The sequence below is a fragment of the Lysinibacillus cavernae genome, assembly GCF_009724685.1.
In the GTDB taxonomy this organism is placed as follows: Bacteria; Bacillota; Bacilli; order Bacillales_A; family Planococcaceae; genus Lysinibacillus; species Lysinibacillus cavernae.
The window spans coordinates 1-21,393 of sequence record NZ_WMEF01000002.1 but is presented as its reverse complement, the minus strand read 5'-3'; the positions used below and the strand labels follow the sequence as shown (position 1 = coordinate 21,393).

General features: G+C 39.5%; 19 protein-coding genes. 3 read left to right on the top strand and 16 right to left on the bottom strand.

Features of this window, described 5'->3' with window-relative positions; translation table 11 throughout:
- Positions 1 to 36: 36 nt before the first annotated feature.
- The 7 genes from nagA to GJU32_RS04370 form a co-directional block, all read right to left on the bottom strand.
- Complete coding sequence (gene nagA, locus GJU32_RS04400; protein ID WP_155590742.1) at positions 37 to 1,203, bottom strand: N-acetylglucosamine-6-phosphate deacetylase; 1,167 nt, start codon at positions 1,201 to 1,203, stop codon at positions 37 to 39.
- 98 nt (positions 1,204 to 1,301) lie between these two features.
- Positions 1,302 to 3,248, bottom strand: coding sequence for an N-acetylglucosamine-specific PTS transporter subunit IIBC (nagE, locus tag GJU32_RS04395; RefSeq protein ID WP_155590741.1), 1,947 nt, complete (start codon positions 3,246 to 3,248; stop codon positions 1,302 to 1,304).
- 178 nt (positions 3,249 to 3,426) lie between these two features.
- The gene (locus tag GJU32_RS04390) at positions 3,427 to 4,365 is read right to left on the bottom strand and encodes an ABC transporter permease (RefSeq protein ID WP_155590740.1); all 939 of its coding nucleotides are present in this window, start codon (positions 4,363 to 4,365) and stop codon (positions 3,427 to 3,429) included.
- The gene (locus tag GJU32_RS04385; protein ID WP_155590739.1) at positions 4,343 to 5,263 is read right to left on the bottom strand and encodes an ABC transporter ATP-binding protein; all 921 of its coding nucleotides are present in this window, start codon (positions 5,261 to 5,263) and stop codon (positions 4,343 to 4,345) included. The genes GJU32_RS04390 and GJU32_RS04385 overlap by 23 nt, the downstream gene beginning before the upstream one ends.
- A 161-nt stretch (positions 5,264 to 5,424) precedes the next feature.
- Positions 5,425 to 6,144, bottom strand: a complete 720-nt coding sequence (locus GJU32_RS04380) for an ABC transporter ATP-binding protein (RefSeq protein ID WP_155590738.1) — start codon at positions 6,142 to 6,144, stop codon at positions 5,425 to 5,427.
- Positions 6,145 to 6,154: 10 nt separating this feature from the next.
- Positions 6,155 to 6,511 (bottom strand): GntR family transcriptional regulator, encoded by a 357-nt coding sequence (locus GJU32_RS04375; RefSeq protein ID WP_155590737.1) that lies wholly within the window; start codon positions 6,509 to 6,511, stop codon positions 6,155 to 6,157.
- The gene (locus GJU32_RS04370) at positions 6,508 to 7,293 is read right to left on the bottom strand and encodes a hypothetical protein (protein WP_230874931.1); all 786 of its coding nucleotides are present in this window, start codon (positions 7,291 to 7,293) and stop codon (positions 6,508 to 6,510) included. Before GJU32_RS04370 ends, GJU32_RS04375 begins: the two co-directional genes overlap by 4 nt.
- A gap of 265 nt (positions 7,294 to 7,558) precedes the next feature.
- On the opposite strand from GJU32_RS04370, the gene GJU32_RS04365 reads away from it, so the two are divergent.
- Complete coding sequence (locus tag GJU32_RS04365; protein ID WP_155590735.1) at positions 7,559 to 7,780, top strand: cyclase; 222 nt, start codon at positions 7,559 to 7,561, stop codon at positions 7,778 to 7,780.
- A 57-nt stretch (positions 7,781 to 7,837) separates the two neighbouring features.
- Entirely contained in the window at positions 7,838 to 8,503 is a 666-nt protein-coding gene (locus GJU32_RS04360) for an HAD family hydrolase (RefSeq protein WP_155591335.1), read from the top strand.
- A 16-nt stretch (positions 8,504 to 8,519) separates the two neighbouring features.
- Here the strand turns inward: GJU32_RS04360 and GJU32_RS04355 are convergent, their stop codons facing one another.
- From GJU32_RS04355 to GJU32_RS04340, 4 genes are all read right to left on the bottom strand, one after another.
- A complete protein-coding gene (locus GJU32_RS04355; RefSeq protein ID WP_155590734.1) occupies positions 8,520 to 10,070 on the bottom strand; it encodes a hydantoinase/oxoprolinase N-terminal domain-containing protein in 1,551 nt (516 codons plus the stop codon).
- On the bottom strand, positions 10,063 to 11,166 hold the full coding sequence (locus GJU32_RS04350; RefSeq protein ID WP_155590733.1) for a DUF917 domain-containing protein: 1,104 nt from the start codon (positions 11,164 to 11,166) through the stop codon (positions 10,063 to 10,065). The genes GJU32_RS04355 and GJU32_RS04350 overlap by 8 nt, the downstream gene beginning before the upstream one ends.
- Entirely contained in the window at positions 11,163 to 12,431 is a 1,269-nt protein-coding gene (locus GJU32_RS04345; RefSeq protein WP_155590732.1) for a cytosine permease, read from the bottom strand. The genes GJU32_RS04350 and GJU32_RS04345 overlap by 4 nt, the downstream gene beginning before the upstream one ends.
- A gap of 133 nt (positions 12,432 to 12,564) precedes the next feature.
- Entirely contained in the window at positions 12,565 to 14,181 is a 1,617-nt protein-coding gene (locus tag GJU32_RS04340) for a PucR family transcriptional regulator (protein ID WP_230874930.1), read from the bottom strand.
- Positions 14,182 to 14,308: 127 nt separating this feature from the next.
- Between GJU32_RS04340 and GJU32_RS04335 the strand changes: the two genes are divergently transcribed.
- Positions 14,309 to 15,163 (top strand): pentapeptide repeat-containing protein, encoded by an 855-nt coding sequence (locus GJU32_RS04335; RefSeq protein ID WP_155590731.1) that lies wholly within the window; start codon positions 14,309 to 14,311, stop codon positions 15,161 to 15,163.
- A gap of 40 nt (positions 15,164 to 15,203) precedes the next feature.
- Here the strand turns inward: GJU32_RS04335 and GJU32_RS04330 are convergent, their stop codons facing one another.
- From GJU32_RS04330 to GJU32_RS04310, 5 genes are all read right to left on the bottom strand, one after another.
- Positions 15,204 to 16,919 carry an FTR1 family iron permease gene (locus GJU32_RS04330; protein WP_155590730.1) on the bottom strand — a complete coding sequence of 572 codons (1,716 nt, stop codon included), beginning with the start codon at positions 16,917 to 16,919 and terminating at the stop codon, positions 15,204 to 15,206.
- Positions 16,894 to 18,153, bottom strand: coding sequence for an iron uptake transporter deferrochelatase/peroxidase subunit (gene efeB, locus GJU32_RS04325; protein WP_155590729.1), 1,260 nt, complete (start codon positions 18,151 to 18,153; stop codon positions 16,894 to 16,896). The genes GJU32_RS04330 and efeB overlap by 26 nt, the downstream gene beginning before the upstream one ends.
- A 9-nt stretch (positions 18,154 to 18,162) precedes the next feature.
- On the bottom strand, positions 18,163 to 19,023 hold the full coding sequence (gene efeO / locus GJU32_RS04320; protein ID WP_155590728.1) for an iron uptake system protein EfeO: 861 nt from the start codon (positions 19,021 to 19,023) through the stop codon (positions 18,163 to 18,165).
- 162 nt (positions 19,024 to 19,185) lie between these two features.
- Positions 19,186 to 20,385, bottom strand: coding sequence for an MFS transporter (locus GJU32_RS04315; RefSeq protein WP_155590727.1), 1,200 nt, complete (start codon positions 20,383 to 20,385; stop codon positions 19,186 to 19,188).
- An 11-nt stretch (positions 20,386 to 20,396) separates the two neighbouring features.
- Positions 20,397 to 20,816: a MarR family winged helix-turn-helix transcriptional regulator gene (locus tag GJU32_RS04310; protein WP_155590726.1), complete on the bottom strand. Its 420-nt coding sequence runs from the start codon at positions 20,814 to 20,816 to the stop codon at positions 20,397 to 20,399.
- Positions 20,817 to 21,393: the final 577 nt, after the last annotated feature.

Below are 21,393 nucleotides of genomic sequence, written 5' to 3'. Positions count from 1 at the left end.
CGTTCCATGCTAGATGTTTGCTTGCATCATGAGACGTTAGCGCCCATCGCCCTTTACCATTGCATCAAATGTGACTTTACCAGCTTTAATCGTTTGCTGAAGCATTAAATGCTCATCCAAAATTACCGCATCCGCATCATAGCCTTGCACAAGCTGGCCCTTATTCGTTAATTTCAATTGTTGGGCAGCATTATAGCTTGACATCTTCACAAGCTCCTCCACTGTACAATTCGTAATTTGATGCATATTTCGCACTGCTTGATCCATTTTTAAAATACTGCCTGCTAATGAACCGTTTGATAAATGAGCCCCTGCTTCTGTCACATGAACCATTTGACCACCTAAATCATACTCACCAAAAGGCATACCCTTCGCTCGCATAGCATCGGTTATTAAAATAATCCCGTCTGCTCCCTTCAAACGATACGCCATTTCCACTGCACCTTCATGCATATGAATAAAATCAACAATCAGCTCAGCCTTTATAGCATCTAGCAACAGGACACCACCAACTACACCTGGGTCACGATGATGGAATGGACGCATTTGGTTGTATAAATGTGTCCCCTGCGTTGCACCTAATTGAACCGCTTCTTGCATTTGCTCAAACGTAGCATCTGAGTGACCAATCGATACGATGACACCGCTATTAGAAATACTTTGCACAGATGTCATTCCGTTCGGCTCTTCAGGGGCTAGTGTAATTTGCTTAATTTTGTTGCCGCTTAGTTCTTGCCACTTTGTCCAGACATCGATATCTGGCTGAACAATGTAATCAAGAGGTTGGGCGCCCGCTCGGTTTTTAGAGACAAATGGTCCTTCGATGTGAATGCCCAATACTTCCGCTTCATCCAGCTGCGGCTGGAATTGTGCTACATTGGCGATGGCACGTTCAATATTGTCATAGCTTTGTGTCATCGTTGTTGCTAAAAAGCTTGTCGTTCCTTCCTTTAAAAGCGATTTGGCCATAATATGAAGCCCTTCATCAGAGGCATCCATTGTATCCATTTGAGCAGACCCATGAATATGCATATCAATAAACCCTGGCAATAAAAATTTACCTGAACCATCTAACTGATCCACATCACTGACATCGATATGGGTGGCGATTTCAGCAATTTTGCTATCCTTCATCCACACATCCACTCGTTCTTCTCGACCATTTGCGTTGACCACTGTGATGTTTCGAATTAATAAACTCAAGAAAAACATCTCCTCTTCTTGAACAAGGGCTGTTGAAAAGGTGTTCATTTGCAATTTCAAATTGCCTATGTGTCCTCAGCTAACAGCCCCATTTGTTGTTACTTTTTCATTGCAATAATATTTGTAGAGCCTGCTCGTTGGTAACCTGATTTACCAAGTGTAATCTCTTGCCCCATTAAGCTAGTGAAAACGACTGGCGTGATGATGGAAGGCACTTGGTCTTTAATCCGTGCGATGTCTGCTTTTAACAGTGCATCACCACGCTTAATTTTTTGACCGTCAGTCACGAACATGTCAAAGCCTTCACCATCAAGTTTGACCGTATCTAAACCGACATGAATTAATAGCTCTAATCCTGTATCTGATTTTAAGCCAATCGCATGTTTCGTAGGGAAAATCATCACCACTTGACCATCAAACGGCGCATAAACTGTCCCGTCTGTAGGACGAATGCCAAATCCTGGCCCCATAAAGCCTGCAGAAAATGCCTCATCTGGTACTTCTGATAATGGTAGTAAATCACCTGTCATTGGCATCTCGAAATCATGGAATGTCGTTGTTTCGTTTTTCGCTGTTTCTTCAACTTTAGGTTGTGCTGTTGACAGCTCAGCATTCGTAGGTGCTGGATTACCACTTTTCAGACGATCTTTCATGGCCTCAGCTAAAAACTCAACAGATGTTCCAATTATTACTTGAACATTCGTTTTACTAATGCGCATAACACCTCGTGCACCTGTTTGTTTCAATGTTTTTTCATCCACAATATTGGCATCCTGCACAGACATACGTAAACGAGTCGTACAATAATCCACTTGCTTAATATTGTCTATTCCGCCTAATGCTTCAATTGTGTAGTATGCACGTAAATCGACATCGTTAGAAATGGAAGTATTGGCTTCTCCTTCTTCTTCATCTTCGTCTTCACGGCCAGGTGTTTTTAAGTCTAATTTTTTGATTAAGAAATAGAAAACAACAAAGTAAATTGCACCAAAACCTAACCCTAAAGGAATTAACAGTAACGGTTTATCTGCTAGACCAAAGTTTAGCAAGTAGTCAATTAACCCTGCCGAGAAACCAAAACCATCACGGAACCCCACAATGTAGGCAACTGCCAGCGCAATACCCGTTAACACAGCATGGATACCATAAAGAACGGGTGATAAGAACATAAACGAAAATTCGATAGGTTCAGTTACACCTGTTAAGAAGGCTGTTAAAGCGATGGATACAAACATCCCTCCAACAATTGGACGCTTTTCTTTTTTCGCTGTAAAATACATGGCAAGACATGCTGCTGGTAAACCAAACATCATGATTGGGAAGAATCCAGCTTGGAAATGTCCAGCAGATGGGTCCCCTGCTAAGAAACGGTGGATATCCCCTTTGACCACTTCTCCCGCAGCATTCGTAAATTCACCGAAATCAAACCAAATGACTGTATTAATAACATGATGTAGACCAACAGGAATTAACAGACGGTTGAAGAAACCATACATCCCAACACCAAGTGATCCTGCACCAATCATCCAATTGCCGACAGCATCAATACCGCCTTGAATTGGCCCCCACACAATCGCTAAAATACTACCTAAGATGGCCATGGTGATGGACGTAATAATCGGTACAAAGCGCCGTCCACCAAAGAATGATAACCATTCTGGAAATTTCACATTATAATATTTGTTATACAATAAACCTGCCGTAATACCGGCAATAATTCCACCAAACACACCCATATTTAAATCTTCGTTAACTGCACCTAAAACAGCTACTAAAACGAGATGAGCAATCGCACCCGCAAGAGCTGCACCTCCACTGCTATCATGTGCCAACCCCATCGCAATACCAATCGCAAAAATAATTGGTAAATTCCCTAGTATAGCATTTCCCGAAGCGGCCATAATACTAGCGATGTACTGAATTGCTTCATTCGGTACTGCCCCAAGCATATCTCCAGAACCTAAACGCAATAGTAATGCTGCTGCTGGTAATGTAGCGATTGGAAACATAAGCGACTTACCGATTTTTTGTAAGAAAGCAAACATTCATTATCCCCCTTTGGTATAGTTGTCTAGACCACTTTAGTAAAAAAAAAGCGTTTTCACTAAGTTGCTATTATTATAGGCGCAATTTGAAAAAAAATAAATACTTTTTTATTTTTTCATGTTGTCATACCAAAAAACCGCACCCCAATAAAGTATTAGGGCACAGTTCTTATTTACATTATGCAGTTACATCACGTTTCATAAAGGTTGTATAACTAATAATAAGGAAAAGAATTGCGTAAACGGCAAGCACAGTTAGTGAGAAAGGCATCGTAATATCTGCTATCATCGAGCCACCTCGTTCATACTGTGTTAAATCTGAATGTGTTAGCCAAACGTATTTCACAATGTCGTATCTACTTAAGAACATGACAATCATGCCACCTGTAAAGGATAGGAACATCGTTAAACCAATTGCTAATGAACTTGAACGGAAGACAGAACCTACTAAAAAGGCAAATAATGTTGACATGACAAAGTCACCGCCAGAAAGTAGATAATGATACGCTAAATCATTCCAAACTGCCTTTTCAACGAATTGACCATTGACCATTTCTAATTCGACACCTGTACCAATCCCAAACAATAGTAAGCCTACAATGGCACTTACAACAACATTTACAGCATATAAAAACAAGCCAAATAGAAATGTTGTCAGTAATTTAGACGTAAGTACTTTTGCACGAGACATAGGACGCGTTAATAGCATTTTAATGGTACCTGTTGAAAATTCACTCGAGACAATACTAGCAGCTGTAATAACCGTAAATAAAGTGACAAGTGTTAGCATGTTACTCGTAAAGGACATAAAGCTCGCAAGGCTACTTTCCTTTTGACTTGGAGCATCATTAGCTAAACGATATTCCGAAAGGGCAATTTGCTCTTCAAAATATGCCTTATCTTCCTCCGTTAATTCCTCACTTGCTAACATTTCTTTATTTGTTTGAATGGCTTGCTGCTCTACTTCCTGCCATGAGCCTTCATCTGTCGATTTTACTTCATAATATTTTGTGATTGCTCCTGGAACAAGGATGACAAGAATCAGCATCGCAACCATTGCCCATGTTCCTTTTTTATGCCATAATTTCATCCACTCATTTTGAATTAGCTTCAGCAATTTGTCCGCCTCCAGTCATTTCTAGGAATTGATCTTCTAATGTTTTTTGATGTGGCTGCACTGCAAATAGTTGAATACCAGCTTGCACTAAGTGTGTTGTCAAGGCTGGAACATCCTCTTTCTTCATTTCCACTACATAGCCTTCATTTTCAGCGACGAAATTGTAATCATGCTGTTCAAAATGAGCAGACACCTGTTCTTTTGGTTGTGCTTCCACATAATAAAACGATGAGCCTTCATTGTGAATATCACGCATATCAATCAGCTTTCCATTTTGGATCACTGCCACGCGATCACACATTAGCTCAATTTCAGATAGTAAGTGACTCGATACAAATACGGATACACCCTCTTCTGAAGCTATCTTGCGCAGGTACATACGAAACTCACGAATACCAGCAGGGTCTAAGCCATTCGTTGGTTCATCTAAAATTAAAAATTTTGGTCGATGCAGTAGCGCCTGAGCTAACCCTAGTCGTTGACGCATACCAAGTGAATACGTGGAGACCTTTTCATGTATACGATTTTCAAGTCCAACCTGTTGAACGACCTCTTGTATTCGTTCTTTCGTAACATTTTTATGCATACGCGCAAAATGTAGTAAATTTTTATAGCCTGACATAAATTTATACATTTCAGGATTTTCAACAATTACGCCAACCTTACTAATAGCTTCCTCATAATGCTCCTGTAGTGAAAGGCCATCAATAATCACCTTGCCCTCTGTTGGATGCATGAGGCCAGTCATCATTCGAATCGTTGTTGTTTTCCCCGCACCATTTGGTCCTAAAAATCCTGTAATCTGCCCTGGATATAAATCAATATTTAACTGTTTAATTAATTGCTTTCCTTTAATTGTCTTCGATAGATTTTGCAATTGTACAATTGGTTCTGTCATGTTTTTCACCCTTTCTAATCCATTTAACCTTGGCTTAATTGAGTCTGGATTTAATTGTGCACGCACAATCAAAATTCATGACATCGGCCAGCGGCTATATCATCAGCCAGTAGATGCCTTTGAGGTTATCCCGCAAATAAGCTTTACTGACGATTCTTTCTTCACCTTGAGCGGTCAGTGTCGTTTACTGAGGGACGATAAAATCCTTTCATCCACTCGACTGCATTCTTGTTCGTCACATCGCGTAATGTCTCTACTTCTTCATAAGCCGTAATAGAGCCCGCTTGTAATAAAATAATTCGGTCTAATATGGGCTCAACCTCATATAATTCATGTGTTGACAGCAAAATCGATTGATTTTCGATGTCTGTAAATTGAATTAAGCCTTTAATGAGCTGCTCTCGCACAATAGGATCTAGCCCAGCAAATGGCTCATCCATTAAATAATAGGGAACTTCTCGGCCAAGCGTAGCTGCCATTTTCATGCGACCACGATTGCCCTTTGATAATTGGCGTAGCTTCGTACTTTTATCAACCTGTAAATATTGCGCTACGATACAAGCCTTATCATAGGAAAAATCTTCAAATTGCGAGGCATAATACTGGAATAGCTGTTCACCCGAATAGTACTCAAAAAATAAATCCGTATCTGGTAAATAAGCAATTTGGTCAGCACTTCTACGTGTGACTTGCTTACCATTCAATGTTACTTCACCAGCAGTAGGTTGCAGTAAGCCAGCTAAGACTTTCATTAATGTGGATTTACCACTACCATTCTCCCCTACAAGACCAATAATTTGTCCAATTGGAAAGGAAAAGGATACATCCTGTAAAATAGGCTTTTTCTTATATTGAAAAGACACATTTGAAAGCTGTAACATACCCTTCACCTCACGCTTTATTTTTCAGAACAACGAGCATTTCTTCCTTCGAAAAACCTAATGCCTCAATCGATGTTAAAAAATTTGCAGCTAACTGGTTTTTCATGTCTTCCCGTAATAACTCAATGCGTTCTTCATTTGTCGTAATAAATGTACCCTGTCCTCGTTTGGTTTCCGTTATATTCATCGCCTCTAACTCCTTATATACACGTTGCACCGTATTGACATTAACACCTGTTTCGACTGCATACTCTCGAACAGAAGGAAGTCGATCCCCTAGCAATAACTTTCCCCTCAAAATGTCCCCGCAAATTCGATCCACAAGCTGGCTATAAATTGGTTTATCACGCGAAAAATCCATTGTCATCGTAAAACCACCTTTTCGAGCCACTTGGATGCCGCCCAAAAAAGCAGTAGCATGAACAACGTCATAGCCACTTCCTCTACAACATATATCGAACCTAGCATCCATTCCATTGTCATCTCTTTAGCTTTTGGTAAATACTGTTCAACTTTGCTTAGGGAGACTTCTCCACGTAGGAAAATCGTTTGGTACAGCTGACTTTCCGTTATGCGAATCCAAGTATCAATCGCTAGGAAAAATGCAACCATTGTTAGCACAATAGAAAAACGCCCAATCAAATGCTTCAGTTGCAAATATAATGCGAAAAAGAATAAGAGCAATATAAATAGCATTAATTGGAAAATAACTAACATAGTAACAATTAATACCAAAATTAATAAAATTTGTCCAGCATTTGCGATAAGCTCATCTTTTATAGTGTAGATGGCTATACTCGTAAAGAGTGTATTAAATAATGTATACCCTATTAGTGAGCAGACCATCTTCGCCCCGATTAACTTCGTGATGGAACTTGTTGAATGTAGCCAACTCTCCTTGGCTTTAATATCTAATCGCATACTAGCTAAAAATTGTAGGACGGAATAAAACCCACCTGCAAAAAGTACTAGGAGAGTAAAGACAAATGCTAGTTGATGCTCTTGTGCGAAAATATCCACAAATTGATGTAGTACATAGGGAACGATCCAAGATAGCATGATGCCACCAAATATCCCCACAAGAAACCAAGATCGGTAAAGTACCCATTCCTTTTTTAAAAGCCCTGCAAAACTTTTCAAGCTCAACACCTCGTGTCATAGTGTACTAGTCACATAGTACACTATGACTTTTTAGTTTGCAAGTGCCAAATACAAGAAAAAGGAAGATTACGTAATTATTCAGGTCTATCCTCTTTACTATAGCCTCCCATTCCTTTTTTCGTTTTTAATATGAACGATTATAAATTGCCAGGAACGCCTCTTTTCTAGTCGTTGCTTCTTGAAAAAGGTATTCGTATATGAAAAACAGAATATATTGATAGCACGCTAAAACTAACGGTAAGGTGGTACTCGAATGGATAAAAGAGTATTATTTGATTTTGAAATTGAGTTTACAAATGGGGGTGGCATACAAGGACAAGAATTCCGACTTGATCTTGATGGAGATGATATATCGGACGAAGAGCTAGCTAAGTATATTGTGGAAGATATGCGGTTGCTTATGGTTGGTAAGGTTACAATCCTCAATAAGAAAATTATTGATGAAAAACATAAACGAAAACCTACTAATGAATAAAATTTTAGTTACTAGACCTCAAGTATAGTAGAAAGTAGATGAAGCTAATTGAAAGCTATGCTATTTGATTTAGATGATACCTTACTGAATCGAGATAAGGCTGTAGATAACCTATTTTTCATTATTTTAGAAAGGTTTTATAAGGATATTCAGCATTCCGTAAAAAAGGACATGCTGCAGAAATTCAAAGAATACGATAAAAGATTCTATGGCTTTCCTGATAAAACAAACGTTTTGACATCGTTTTTTGATGAATTCCCACCAAATGATCCATTACCTAGTAGTGACATGCAAGACTTTTGGAATCATCAGTTTCCTTATTGTTTTTCTATCGACCAACATACGTTGAATAGTATCAATTTTATCAAGAAGCACGTACAAGTTGGCATCATCACGAATGGCACAGTTCAGAGACAAAAAGCGAAAATCATGCACACTCATTTAACCAGCTGTTTCGATTTCATCTTTATTTCTGAAGAAGTCGGTTACAGCAAGCCTGACAAGCGCATATTTGAACTAGCATTAAATAAACTTAATGTACGACCAGAAGATGCATTATTCGTTGGAGATGACTTAGAAAAGGATATAGCTGGTTGTCAGCATGCAAAAATTAAGGGTATATGGTTCAATCCACATAGGTGCATAAATGATACTGAAATCAAACCCTATGCTGAGATTCATTCGTTTGATGAATTAGTAAAAGGAAGAGCCCTGTTTGACTAGGACTCTTCCTTTTGTGCTAGACCATTTTTCCTACTACTTTAACTTTTAATCTTGTTGCATTTTCTGGATGATACGCGAGTGGTGTTTCTTCTACTTCTACCAGCTCAATCGTATCCGCAAGAGCACCTGCTAATATCGCTTGTTTCACCGCTTTACTTTGTGCATCCTTTAATGATTCCTCACGTGGTTCTTTTGAGTAAATATAAATTTGCTCATATTGACCACTAATTTGTGCAATGGAAGCACCAATAGCATTCGCGACACCACCGTATTCAGATTTCACAATATTGGAAACGCCTCGAATCTTCTCTGGCACGATGATACCACCACCACCTACTAAGACCAATGACACATCCTCTGAGGAAGTTTTCATCTTATCAATCGCCTGCTCTAGTAATGAGGAAATTTCTTCTTGAACTGCTTTAGCAAATGCTTCATCAATATGTGCCACTAAATGGCGATCGCCTACATCTGCTAAGCCTAAACGTACAGCGATGTCCGTTGTTGTTAAAGTCGAGCCACCAAAGACAAGGGCTTCTTCACTAATTTTATAGCCTACACTATCTGGTCCAACTGTAATTTTGTCGCCGTTCATACGAACAATACTACCACCACCAAGACCGACAGAAATAATATCTGGCATCCTAAAGTTTGTCCGGATGTCTCCTACTTCCACTGCGACAGAAGATTCTCGAGGGAATCCATCCTGTAATACACCTATATCTGAAGTCGTTCCACCAACGTCCAGCACCATCGTATTTTGAATTTGAGATAAATACGACGCACCACGAATACTGTTTGTAGGTCCACAAGCAATCGTTAAGATGGGAAACTGCTTCGCGTAGTCAATGGACATTAAGGTACCGTCATTTTGACATAGGTAAACTTCTACGTTAAAAATATCTTCCGCTTGAAGCGCTTGGACAAAGCCCTGTGTTGTCGTCTCGATGACTTTACATAACGCAGCATTTAGAATCGTCGCATTTTCACGTTCAATTAGCCCGACAGAACCAATTAATGATGAGCAGGAAATTGGGAAATCCTCACCATAAACTTCTTGTATCCATTCACGAACCTGTAATTCTTGATCGTTTTTAATAGAAGAAAAGACACCGACAATTGCAATCGATTCTACTTGGTCACGCCATTCCTCTACTAGTTTTGTAATTTCTTCTTGATTGAGCGCACTTAGTAATTGGCCATCATATTCATAGCCACCATGTGCAATCGCATAATTTCCCGATAATTTATCAATCATATCCGCTGGCCAAGCTGTATAAGGGAGAACTGAGGCCGTTGCTGGATAGCCCAGTCGAATAACGCCGACCTTCGCTAATTTTTTTCGTTCAACAATAGCATTCGTACATTGTGTTGTCCCTAGCATAGCATGCGTAATTTTTGCTTTATCAATGTTTGCGCCCTCTAGTAATTGCTGCAATGATTTTTCAATGCCTGTTTTAATATCTAAGCTTGTTGGTGATTTCACACTATAAATGAGTTGACTATTATGGTCTAAAAGGATGGCATCCGTATTTGTTCCACCTACATCAATTCCAATTTTATACATGTTCTGCTACCTCCTTTTTTACCATTTCCTCAATTGGCACATAATCATAATCGTAACCAAAGTATTTAGGTCCTGCCGTTTCAATACCTTTTGCTGTACGCCATTTTTCATGTGCTGGTAAGCCAATCACGCGCACACGTTTGCCGTATTTTAAACTTTCAGTTGTAACAGGCAATAATGTTTCATAATCGACTAAACAGATTAAGTCTGGCGTCATTGCGACAACCTGCTCGTTCTTTTCTGCTAACAAGTTTTCATTTTGGAAATGAACCATCATCTGATCTTTTTTATAGGACTCAATCCCTTCAAGGTTCATTTTTCCTAAGTTAAAGCCACCCTTTGTTTCACGAATAACATCCACTATCTTTCCTTGGAATAGCTCATAGCCCTCAACAAGCTTCAAAAGATTTTGTAGCTTATCGTTCACCTCTTGATCTTTGGAGGCAATAATTTCGCCGATTTTTTCAGAAAGCGTCACAATATGATGAACACCGCTTTTCTTGATTTGTGCACCAGTTGTTGGATACAAGCTCACTAAAGAACTTGCCCCCATCTCGACGGTTGCTGTTCGTGCTATACGCTCTGTCCATTTATTATCAATCGTTTCAAAAATACCAATATTCCCTTTTTCATCTGTAATCGCCATTGGGGTTGCTGAAATTCCATCTAGATTAAAGGTCACCATTTGTAATTCAGGGAATGCACGACCCATGCCGTCACAATCAATCAGCGGTAAGCCAAGCTGGGCAGCTACCACAATTGGAATCATCGAATTGACGCCGCCCGCCTCCATTGGGTATGTTCCTGCAATTTTTTCTTTGCCCAAATATTGTGCAAGCTTTTGGAAAACTTTTACGAACTCATCACCGCGTGGAAACTTCTCTACTAAAACAGATGGTGCACCCATCATCGCTGCTGGAATGAAAAAGTCTTCATCGTCAATTTCATCCACCGAATACAGTTTTACAGGTCCATTTTTCTCAATAGCAGAAAGAGCCATTAATTTTCCGATATACGGATCTCCTCCCCCACCTGTTCCTAGAAATGCTGCACCAATGGCAATATGTTCAATAGCTGCTTGATCTAAATATCTCATCTATGTTCCTCCAGTATGACAGTTTTTTGTACAGATACACGATACCCAATATAATAAATAACAAAAGAAATAATGATGCCGATCATCGGTTGGTTTGGTAGTGTAGGCAATTCCGGGAATAAGGAGAATACGACTGGCATACATGCGATCACAGCCCCTACAAGCCAAGAAAATACACCTAATCGATTAACACCCTCCACCTCATGCCAGCTATCTTTATTGCCTTTATGAATCACCCAATAAGAAGCAATCATCACACCTGCAACAGGTGGAATCATGGCTGATAAGATCGACATGATCGGTGTAAAGTAATTTAATATTCCTACTACAGCTAATATCGTACCAATCGTTCCTGCCATACCAATCGCTAATCTCTCTTTGTTTTTGGCAATATCGAATACATTAATTAAGGCAATACCGCCTGAAATTGCATTGACCAAATTGGTTTTCCATGTAGCTAAAATCAAGCCAACTCCACCTATAAATGGTGTAGCGATATGCAAAAAGACTGCTGTAATATCACTCGTTTGATAAGCAATCGTTAAAATAGCCCCCACAGCAATCATCAGCACACCAGCAGGAATAATCCCTAAAGTAGCTGCTTTGAAAACATCCGAACGTTTTTTGGAAAATTGCGAATAATCTCCCGCTATGACCGCCCCTAACGCAAATGATCCAATCGTTACAGCTAAACCATCCATAAAGCTCATATTGCCTTGTGGCTGGTAATCACGAATCAGCTGAAGTTGATCGCCTGTTAATGTTTGTACTAAACCGTAAACGCAAATGATGACAAGTAAAGGAACTGCGATATAGCTTAATATGCGTAACACTTTCATACCATAAAGAGCTGATACGACCATAACCATTCCACTTATGAATGAAGCGAGAGGAATTGGTATATTCACATGATAGATAGCTAATAAATTCGCTAAGGCAACGCCACAAACATTGGCCTGAATGCCAAACCAACCTAAGCAAGCAATGGCTAAAATAATGGACAAAATTGTACGCGAGCCTTTTTTCCCAAACACTTGCCCAGCAATATGAACAGTTGGTTTTCCTAAATCGCTGCTTTGCATTCCTTGTAACACCATGATCAATACAACAATAACGTAACCTACAAAAGCTACAGTAAGTGCCTTTGATAAACTCATACTTGTAATGAGTGCGTTTCCTACTAATAAACTGGGAATACAAATCATAGCACCAGCCCAAATAATACCTAAGCTATACCAAGATTGACCTTTATTTTCATTTTGCAAGTGACTCCCTCCTTATACTTTGGGTGATTGATTAATGTTCTTAATTATAAAAGAATGCCGTGATTCGAGTCTTTTGCGTAAATGAAAAAAATAATCTGAAATTTTGTTCAAAATGACAAAATTTCAGATTATTCTAATCATTAATCAATCGATACAGCATACAAGCCATATACACATCGTAAAATTCTGAGTAAACTGTGACGTCCGTGCCAATCAGCTCACTTATTTTTTTGATGCGATATTTCACTGTATTTTTATGAATATAAAGTAACTCTGCGCAGCGCTCAACACTAGCATTTGCATCTAATAAAAATGTAATCAACGTCTGTAATGAATCGTGGTCACGCAAAATAGGTTCAATCACAGCCAAATATTCTTCAATCATCTCTTCGCCCTGCATACTTACATCGATTGCTCGTTTCATTGAACGGACTTCCGCAGCAGTAAATAATTTTCTCATCGGGTAAATGGTATGGGCTTTGCTGTCTACCTGGTTGACTAATTGATACATTTGGCGAACAGCCTTTGTGTTTTTCATTTTCGGTGCATAAACAATTTCTGCAATTTGAGTATCATAGCTAGTAGTTTCATTAAATACAGTGGCAATTTCAAACTCATGGTGCTTATACAGACAATTCCCTAATAGCACAATCATACAATGATCAATGCATTGTATCACCCTTGTTTGATAATACTTGGACAGTTGCTCTTCTAATTCATCGCGAATTCTTTTTTCGTCCGCTAAATCATGCATGTATACTAGCCACATCATTTGAATGGCTGAAACATCTATATGAAGGAGATTCGCTAATCTTCTCATTTTCTCACCTTCATCATTGATAATGGCTTTAACTAAGGCATACTCACTTACCTCATCATGTTTATCTCCCCATAAATTTATGGCTACTTGCACAACCTCACTTACTTTTTCAATCGTTTTAGCGGGCAGTTTTGTATTTTCTTTTATTAAGAATAAAAAGAGGGGCTCTCCATTTTTCTGGTGGACTTTTTTATAGTCAACCACACAGGAGACATCACTTCTTTGTAGCTCTAGCTTGCCTGTTTCGCGAAGGAAATTGGCTTGCGAGCATTCTTCAATAACGTTCGCAACATCTAATGATGAATTTCGTGGCCACATAACTTGATTCACAATATCGAAATGGCTATTCGTTAGCAGAATATTGGCTTTCAATCGATCTGAGAGCATTTTCAACGTAATTTCAACACTTCTTAAATGCTCTGGTAGCAAGGACACCTTCTCTAATGTCTCCTTGACAAAATAATCATTGACACCTTGATTGCTCACAATCGCTTCCATTACCTCATAAATAACCTCATTATAGCGCAGTGAATAGTCATTTCTTGGCATACAAATGATAATAAAGCCTTGTGCCTCTGCTAATGCGAGTACTTCCTCTGGAATATCTGGCAACACAATCCCAACATAATATAAAATAAGACCAAGCTCTCCTAAATCATGTAAATGTTGAATGGTTTCACATTGCTGTTTTACACTATCTCGGATGGAGTAAAAGGAGCTGATGACCAGCTCTTCTGCATACCATTCCTCTTGCACTCGGTTAATAATTTTAGAATAAAAATCAACATTCGACACTTCTAATACAGATAAAGAAGATACAGTACGATGTAAATTATCTCGACCAGTTAACACCTCTGCCCCTCGAAAGGATGGCAGTTGTAGTAATTCATTGACAGTTACCCCATGTTCAACCACCACTTTTCTATACAATGTCTTTTGAAGAAGAATACCATATCCCCTATTATCTTTCAAAATACAGTTTCGTCTATATTTCATCTGCTAGCCTGTTAGTGATAAAATAATAACTAAGTTTATGAGATAAGAGAGGGAAATGAGGATGTCTAATCTGACAAATAGAGATACATCAGTTGACATAAAAATTCGAGAAAGCTTGCAGGCGAATTGCCAAAGCTGTTTTGGTTTATGCTGTACAGCTTTAAACATTGTGGCTTCAAGTGACTTTGCCATCAATAAACCAGCAGGCACACCATGTCCAAATTTAAAGGATGACTATAGCTGTCACATTCATAGCAAGCTACGGGATACTGGCTTTAAAGGCTGTACTGTTTTTGATTGCTTAGGTGCAGGACAGCAGGTTTCACAGGTGACATTTCAAGGTCAAGATTGGCGACAATCTCGTGAGCATGCTGACAAGATGTTTCGGGTTTTCCCCATCATGGAACAACTTTATGAAATGATCGCCTATGTAGCTGAGGCTCTATCCTATCAGGTGGACAACACCCTTTATGAACAACTTCGAGCTCAATTGGAGCAACTTCAACAGGCAACAGAACTAGATGCTGATACCTTATTAGCACTGGATATAGTGGCTATCCGTATGCCCGTTAATGCATTACTGCTAAAAACAAGTGAACAAATACGTCAGCATAGCAGAAAAGAGAATACTTCCAGAAAATTAAATCAGCGTGGGGCTGATTGGATGGGCAAAAATTTAAAAGGCAAGGATTTACGAGCTACTGATTTAAGAGGTGGCTATTTAATTGCGGCCAACTTACAAGGTGCTAATTTACAAGAGGTAGATTTCATTGGAGCTGATTTACGGGATGCCAATTTACGTGGGGCTGACCTTTCAACAAGTATGTTTTTAACACAAATGCAAATCAATGCCGCACAGGGTGATCGTTCCACGAAATTACCTTTCTATATAAAACGTCCAGCCCATTGGCAATAAAAAAAGGTAGATGACGATTTACGCTCATCTACCCTTCTCATTAGGCTTTTTTCTTTTTATAGATAATTGTAGCTGCTACTAAAAATAATAGAATTGCTTGACCTATCATTGTTTCCATTGTTGGGTAGAAACCAATCAGACTAATAACAGGTAAGCCATCAACAATCGTTGTGGACAGATTGTTAGTGAGCTGTAATGTATGCAGACTCACACCAATAATCTTAAAGGCTAATACGTAAATTAAAATTGTTGCTACGGCAAAGAATTTATGGATTGGGATTTTGCCACTTGCTTTAAATAGCACGATTGCGAGCACAGCCAGAATCAGCAATGCTACGACAATACCAAGGACAAATTGCGAAGTCTCCATTTTCGGTGCAATCCCTGCGTAAAAGACCAGTGTTTCTGCCCCTTCACGGAAGACAGATAAGAAGCTAATCGTTGCCATTGCAAAAATAGAGCCACTGGAAATGGCATGGCCCATTTGTTTTGAAATGTAATGATTCCAGCTGACAACACTTGATTTACTATGCAGCCAAATACCAACACCGATCATCATGGCTGCTGCAAGTAAACCTACATAGCCTTCCATCAATTCTCTATTTGTATCAATCGTCGCTGAGTTCAAAATCGTCGACATCAGTATCGCTGCAACGGCAGATAGCAGCACACCCACAAATGCACCGACATAAATCCATTTACGCATGTTCTTCTGTCCAGATTTTTCAAGGAATGACACTAAGGCTAAAATAATAAGTAATGCCTCAAGCCCTTCACGTAGTAATATTAACGCTGCGTCCCATATTGTATAATCTGAATCACCTTGAACCAGCTCAATTTCTGTACGGAAAGTAGCTAATTTCTTTGTCATCGCTTCTTTATCTACGTTCGATTTTAATAAATCACTCGCAATAATCGGCATATCACTTTCAATTTTCGTATAAAGACTGCCATTTCTTGTTGAAATTTCAATTTCAACACTTGGCCATATTGTAATAAATTCACGCACTTTATCAGATGCTGCCTGATAATCACCAGCATCGATGAAATCCTTCGCCTCATCAATATAAGCAATCAATGTAGCTAACGAATAGTCTCCTTCTACCACTTCAGCCGTTTCTTTACCAGCCACAAAGTCTTCAATGGTTTGTTGTAAATCTGCAAATTGAGATTGCATCAGAGCTATATCTGGCTCCTCAGCAGAAATGGAGATACGAAGAAACGCCATTTGTGTTTCGATTTGCCCATACATTGCAATGCTTTGCTCACGTACAGGTCGCTCGTTTTTATTCCATTTACTATTAAAATCTTTGTACGCATCATCAATGGCCCCAATGTCTCCGCTTGCTAAAGCCTTTTCAAAGTCTGCCATGATTGGCTTAAACTTTTGCCCAAACTCAGCTCGTTGTGCCGCTTCATCTACTGGATTTTCAAGCTTTTCTAATGTACGTAATGCATTCGACAGTGCCGACAGCGCCTCTAAACGTTCTTCTTTTGACGCTGCTTCGGTTGCTTGCACAAGGATTTCATCAACCTTCGCTTTCGCCTCTTGTTGCTCTGATGAAACCTGCGCCCAGTCAGTAGCAAATTGTTCGAGTGCCTGCTTGGCCTCCGCCTCTTTATCCTGCTTTGTATTCATCAGCGCATCACTAATCGCAATATATAAATGACTATATGATTGCGCAGCTTGCACAGGCATAGCTAAAGTCAGAATGAGCGCAATCACTATACTACAGCGCGTTAAAAAGTGCTTCACCTAAATAACTCCCCTTTTGTACACCAGGGAAGCAAGCGAACACAGCACTGCCTCGATGGGTAATATACTCATTCATTTTATCCATGCGCCCTAAGCTATTTTGGATGGTTGTAAATTGTTCTGGGTCTTTTTGGAAAGAGATAAAGATAAGCCCTGCATCATGGGTCCCTGTATTCGACATGACACCTGATGCATACGAATAAGAGCGACGTAAAACACGTGCCCCTGATTTGCGCGCTAAATGAACATGCGAAGTATCAGGCATAATATAATTATCCTTCTCATCCTTTGCCTCTACATCGAAATCATCAAATTCTTTTGTTTTACCAAATGGTGCGCCACTGTCACGGTAACGACCAAATGTAGCCTCTTGATCTTTCAAAGATGTGCGATCCCAAGTTTCAAGATGCATTTGAACTTTACGTGCAATTAAATAAGAGCCACCCTTTAACCAGCCTTTATCTACCCATACAACTTTGTTTAAATCTTTCTCATCTTTAATCGCAGGATTTACTGTACCGTCCTTGAATGCAAAGAGGTTTCGCGGTGTTCCTCCAGCGGCAGGGAACGAGTTAAAACCGGCCTGTGACCATTTGATCTCTACTTTGCCAGATGCAGCTCGTACTAAATTACGAATTGCATGGAATGCCACCTGCGGATCATCTGCACATGCCTGAATACACAGATCACCACCTGTATATTCCTTCTGTAACTGATCTTTTGGAAAATGTGGCAAATCCTTTAGCTCCGCTGGCTTTACATGCTGCATTCCAAGTTTATCGAATAGCGAAGGACCAACACCAAACGTGATGGATAAATTGGCTGCATTTAAACCCTCTGCCTCACCCGTGTCACCAGTAGGCACTCTCGTATTTGTCGATAGGTCTGCCATTAATTCACCATTCATTAAACGCACAACAAGAGGTGTCCATTGCTGGAACAACTCTTGTAGCTCCTTCTTCGATGTCACTAGCACATCCAAAGAAGCAAAATAAATATTCGTTTGAACAGGTGTCACAATACCCGACTGATGTTTGCCATAGAAATTGACCTTATTGCTTGCTGTCGTGCTATCTGCAACCGTCTCAAAAACATCGTAGCCCATCGCCTTCATGACACCACCCAAGCCAGAGGCACCGATGGCAACACCTGCCACACCGATGCTTGTCAGCTTTAACATATCGCGTCTAGAGATTTTTTTATTGATCCATTTTTCATCATTTGACGTTGTCATGTTTTATGTTCACTCCAAAATGATACCCATTTGACTTAATGGTTCTCCAAGCTGATTAACTGCAGCTGCAAGTGCTTTCGTATTGTCCTCCGTTAATTCTTCATAGGATACATAACCACCATCAGCAGTTGCGTGCTGTGCTAATAAATCGTCCACTGCTTTGAACTTTTCATCAAGCGTTGTCACTAATTCTTGATCTTTCGCCTCTAATTTTGAACGTAAAATTTCAAAGATTTTCTCTGCGCCTTCAATGTTTGCTTTAAAATCATAAAGGTCTGTGTGTGAGTAAATTTCTTCCTCACCTGTAATTTTAGAAGTCGATACTTCATTTAATAAATCCACCGCACCTGTAATCATTAAATCAGGTGTCACTTCTACTGTTTGTACAAGTGCATGTAATTCCTTTGCATCCGCAAGAAGTTGATCTGCTACAGCCTCATAACCTTTTGTTGTATTTTCTTCCCATAATGCATACTCAAGCTTATGGTAGCCTGACCACTCTTCCTCGCCTTTTCCTTCTTCCTGAATATCTGCTAAACGTCCATCGATACGTGGGTCAAGGTCACCGAAGCTTTCTGCGATTGGCTCTGAGCGTTCAAAATACATACGTGCCGGGGCATACGCTGCTTTTGCTCCTTCGATATCACCAGCCTTAAATAGGTTCACGAATTTTTCAGTGTCTAATAAAAATTGATCCATTTGCTCTAGCGCAAATTGTTGATAGGCTGATAGTTCAGCAGATAAATCCACCTCTTGAGTTGCCTGTTCTGTTGCCGGCTTATCCTCTTTTTTCGTTTCTTCTGTATTGCCACAACCAGCCATTAGAATGCCTCCTGCTACTAAAACCGACAATAATGATTTGTTTTTCATACTTCGTACCTACTTCCGCATTTGTTTTATATTGTGATGATAATGATTATCATCATCCATTGCAAGATATATTTTTTTTAATAGAAAAAAACGTCATTTTTCAGTTCATCTATACAACAAACTAGAAAAAAGACATTTTTTCTACAATATAATGATTCTAATCTACGAAATTTTTGCTTGTTTCAAATTTTCATGTTTTCCATGTAAGAAGTAATAAAGCACAATCGATACTAAAATGACAAATACCATGGCATAGAAGATCGAGCCGTAGCCCATTGATGGGACAAATAATCCTAAGAAATAAGGCCCAACACCTAAGCCTAAATCATAAAAAATAAAGTAAGTAGATGTCGCAAGCCCCAGACGCTCATTCGGTGTTACTTTAATGGCAACTGCCTGTGCAACTGAATTGAAGTTACCATAACCAATACCAATACATGCCGCAGCAATTAAAAAGGCCATAGTCGTTGTCGCTGAGCTAAAGGCATACATACCGATAGCAAAAAGCACTAAACAAGGATAAATAATGATATTGGCACCTCTAGTATCTAGTAATTTCCCTGTAAATGGACGAGTTGCTAAAATAACAAGCGCATAAATAATAAAGAAATAACTGCCTGCAGCTACTAAATTTAGCTCTTTTGCATAAAACGTCATAAAGGACATAACGCCTGAGTAAGCAAAACCAATAACCAGCGCAACAAAGGCGATTGGCACCGCACGCATCTCAATAAAGTTTGTCACCTTAAAGCCAGCCTTCACTGCTGTATCCTTCGCTTTCTTCGGTGCATCTGGCACTGTCACGATAAAATACATAAAAAAGCAAATAATGGCTAAAACTGAATCTACTGCAAAGATCATTCGATAATCTTCAAATAGCTGTGTCAATAGAATACCAACAAATGGCCCAATAGCTGTTGCCAAAATCGCACTTAAGCTATAATAACCAATCCCTTCACCACGCCGTTCAGGTGGTAAAATTTGTGCAATAATTGTTCCTGTCGCTGTACTTGCCACCCCAAGGGCAATCCCCTGTACTAAACGAATCAACATCAGCAGTGGCAAATTACCTGCTACAAAATAAGACATGGTAGACAGCATAAATAACAATAAGCCGCAAAATAATGTTTTTTTACTACCCCAGTCCCCAATAATACGCCCTGTACCAAGACGACCTAAAAGTGTCCCAATAATAAAAATACTCGATACAAGACCTGCTGTACTTGTAGAGGCATTAAAATGCGCCACAGCATAAGCGGCGATCGTAACCATTAACAAATAAAAGATTAACGTAATCGTAAAGTTAATGAGTGAGACAAATAAAAAATCCTTTGTCCATAGTTTCTTTCTGGTTATTTCCACATTTCTCTCTCCTATTGATTAATATTCATACAAATCCTTGCTAACACCTGTGTCGCAATTTCAATATCCTGTTTTGACACACCTGCAAGGGCCTCCTCAAAAAACGGACTCAAATGCGCCTTAATTTCCTGCACAAGCTCTTCTCCATACGTCGATAAATGGACAAGCTTTTCACGCTTATCTTTGCCCGCCATCGTTTCCACATAGCCCAGCTCCACAAGTTTATGTACAAGCTTCGTTACACTTGGTTTCTCTATAGACATGAAATTAGCAATATCTACAAATGAATGCGGACCTTTATCCTTCAACAAACGAAGTACAGCCCACTGCGAGCTATATAACTGATATGGTTCAAGTTGCACATTCAACTGATTGATAAATGGCCTATACATTAAGCGATACTGATTAAAAAATTCCTGTTCAATCGTCATACTATCACTTCCTTTTACATTAGTTAGCCTAGCTAACTATATACCTTAAAACTCTATTTGTCTAGTAGGAAATGTATGAATGCCTGCTATTATTGCAGGCATTCTATACGTTGTTTTGTAGCGTATCCTTTTCTTTCTTCTCACTATCCACGGCTTTGCGCGGCCTATCCACCGCTTTTTCTGTTCTAACCACCATATTGTTGCGTATCCTCCTTTTTCTCCTCTCTATCCATCACTTTGCGCGGTCTATCCTCCACTTTTTCTCTCTATCCACCACTTTGCGCGGTCTATCCACCGATTTTTCTACTCTATCCATCACCTTGTTGCGTACCCTCCGATTTCTCCTCTCTATCCATCACTTTGCGCGGTCTATCGTCCTCTTTCTACTCTCTATCCTCCACTTTGCGCATTCTATCCACCGCTTTCTCTGTTCTATCCATCACCTTGTTGCGTACCCTCCGATTTCTTCTCTCTATCCATCACTTTGCGCGGTCTATCCTCCACTTTCTTCTCTCTATCCGTCACTTTGCGCATTCTATCCACCGCTTTCTCTGTTCTATCCATCACCTTGTTGCGT

Excerpts from the sequence above, each read along its gene's own strand:
- nagE (WP_155590741.1), bottom strand. The coding sequence starts at position 3,248 with ATGTTTGCTTTCTTACAAAAAATCGGTAAGTCGCTTATGTTTCCAATC.
- GJU32_RS04385 (WP_155590739.1), bottom strand. The coding sequence starts at position 5,263 with ATGACAGAACCAATTGTACAATTGCAAAATCTATCGAAGACAATTAAA.
- GJU32_RS04380 (WP_155590738.1), bottom strand. The coding sequence starts at position 6,144 with ATGTTACAGCTTTCAAATGTGTCTTTTCAATATAAGAAAAAGCCTATT.
- GJU32_RS04375 (WP_155590737.1), bottom strand. The coding sequence starts at position 6,511 with ATGACAATGGATTTTTCGCGTGATAAACCAATTTATAGCCAGCTTGTG.
- GJU32_RS04365 (WP_155590735.1), top strand. The coding sequence starts at position 7,559 with ATGGATAAAAGAGTATTATTTGATTTTGAAATTGAGTTTACAAATGGG.
- GJU32_RS04360 (WP_155591335.1), top strand. The coding sequence starts at position 7,838 with ATGCTATTTGATTTAGATGATACCTTACTGAATCGAGATAAGGCTGTA.
- GJU32_RS04355 (WP_155590734.1), bottom strand. The coding sequence starts at position 10,070 with ATGTATAAAATTGGAATTGATGTAGGTGGAACAAATACGGATGCCATC.
- GJU32_RS04350 (WP_155590733.1), bottom strand. The coding sequence starts at position 11,166 with ATGAGATATTTAGATCAAGCAGCTATTGAACATATTGCCATTGGTGCA.
- GJU32_RS04335 (WP_155590731.1), top strand. The coding sequence starts at position 14,309 with ATGTCTAATCTGACAAATAGAGATACATCAGTTGACATAAAAATTCGA.
- efeB (WP_155590729.1), bottom strand. The coding sequence starts at position 18,153 with ATGACAACGTCAAATGATGAAAAATGGATCAATAAAAAAATCTCTAGA.
- efeO (WP_155590728.1), bottom strand. The coding sequence starts at position 19,023 with ATGAAAAACAAATCATTATTGTCGGTTTTAGTAGCAGGAGGCATTCTA.
- GJU32_RS04310 (WP_155590726.1), bottom strand. The coding sequence starts at position 20,816 with ATGACGATTGAACAGGAATTTTTTAATCAGTATCGCTTAATGTATAGG.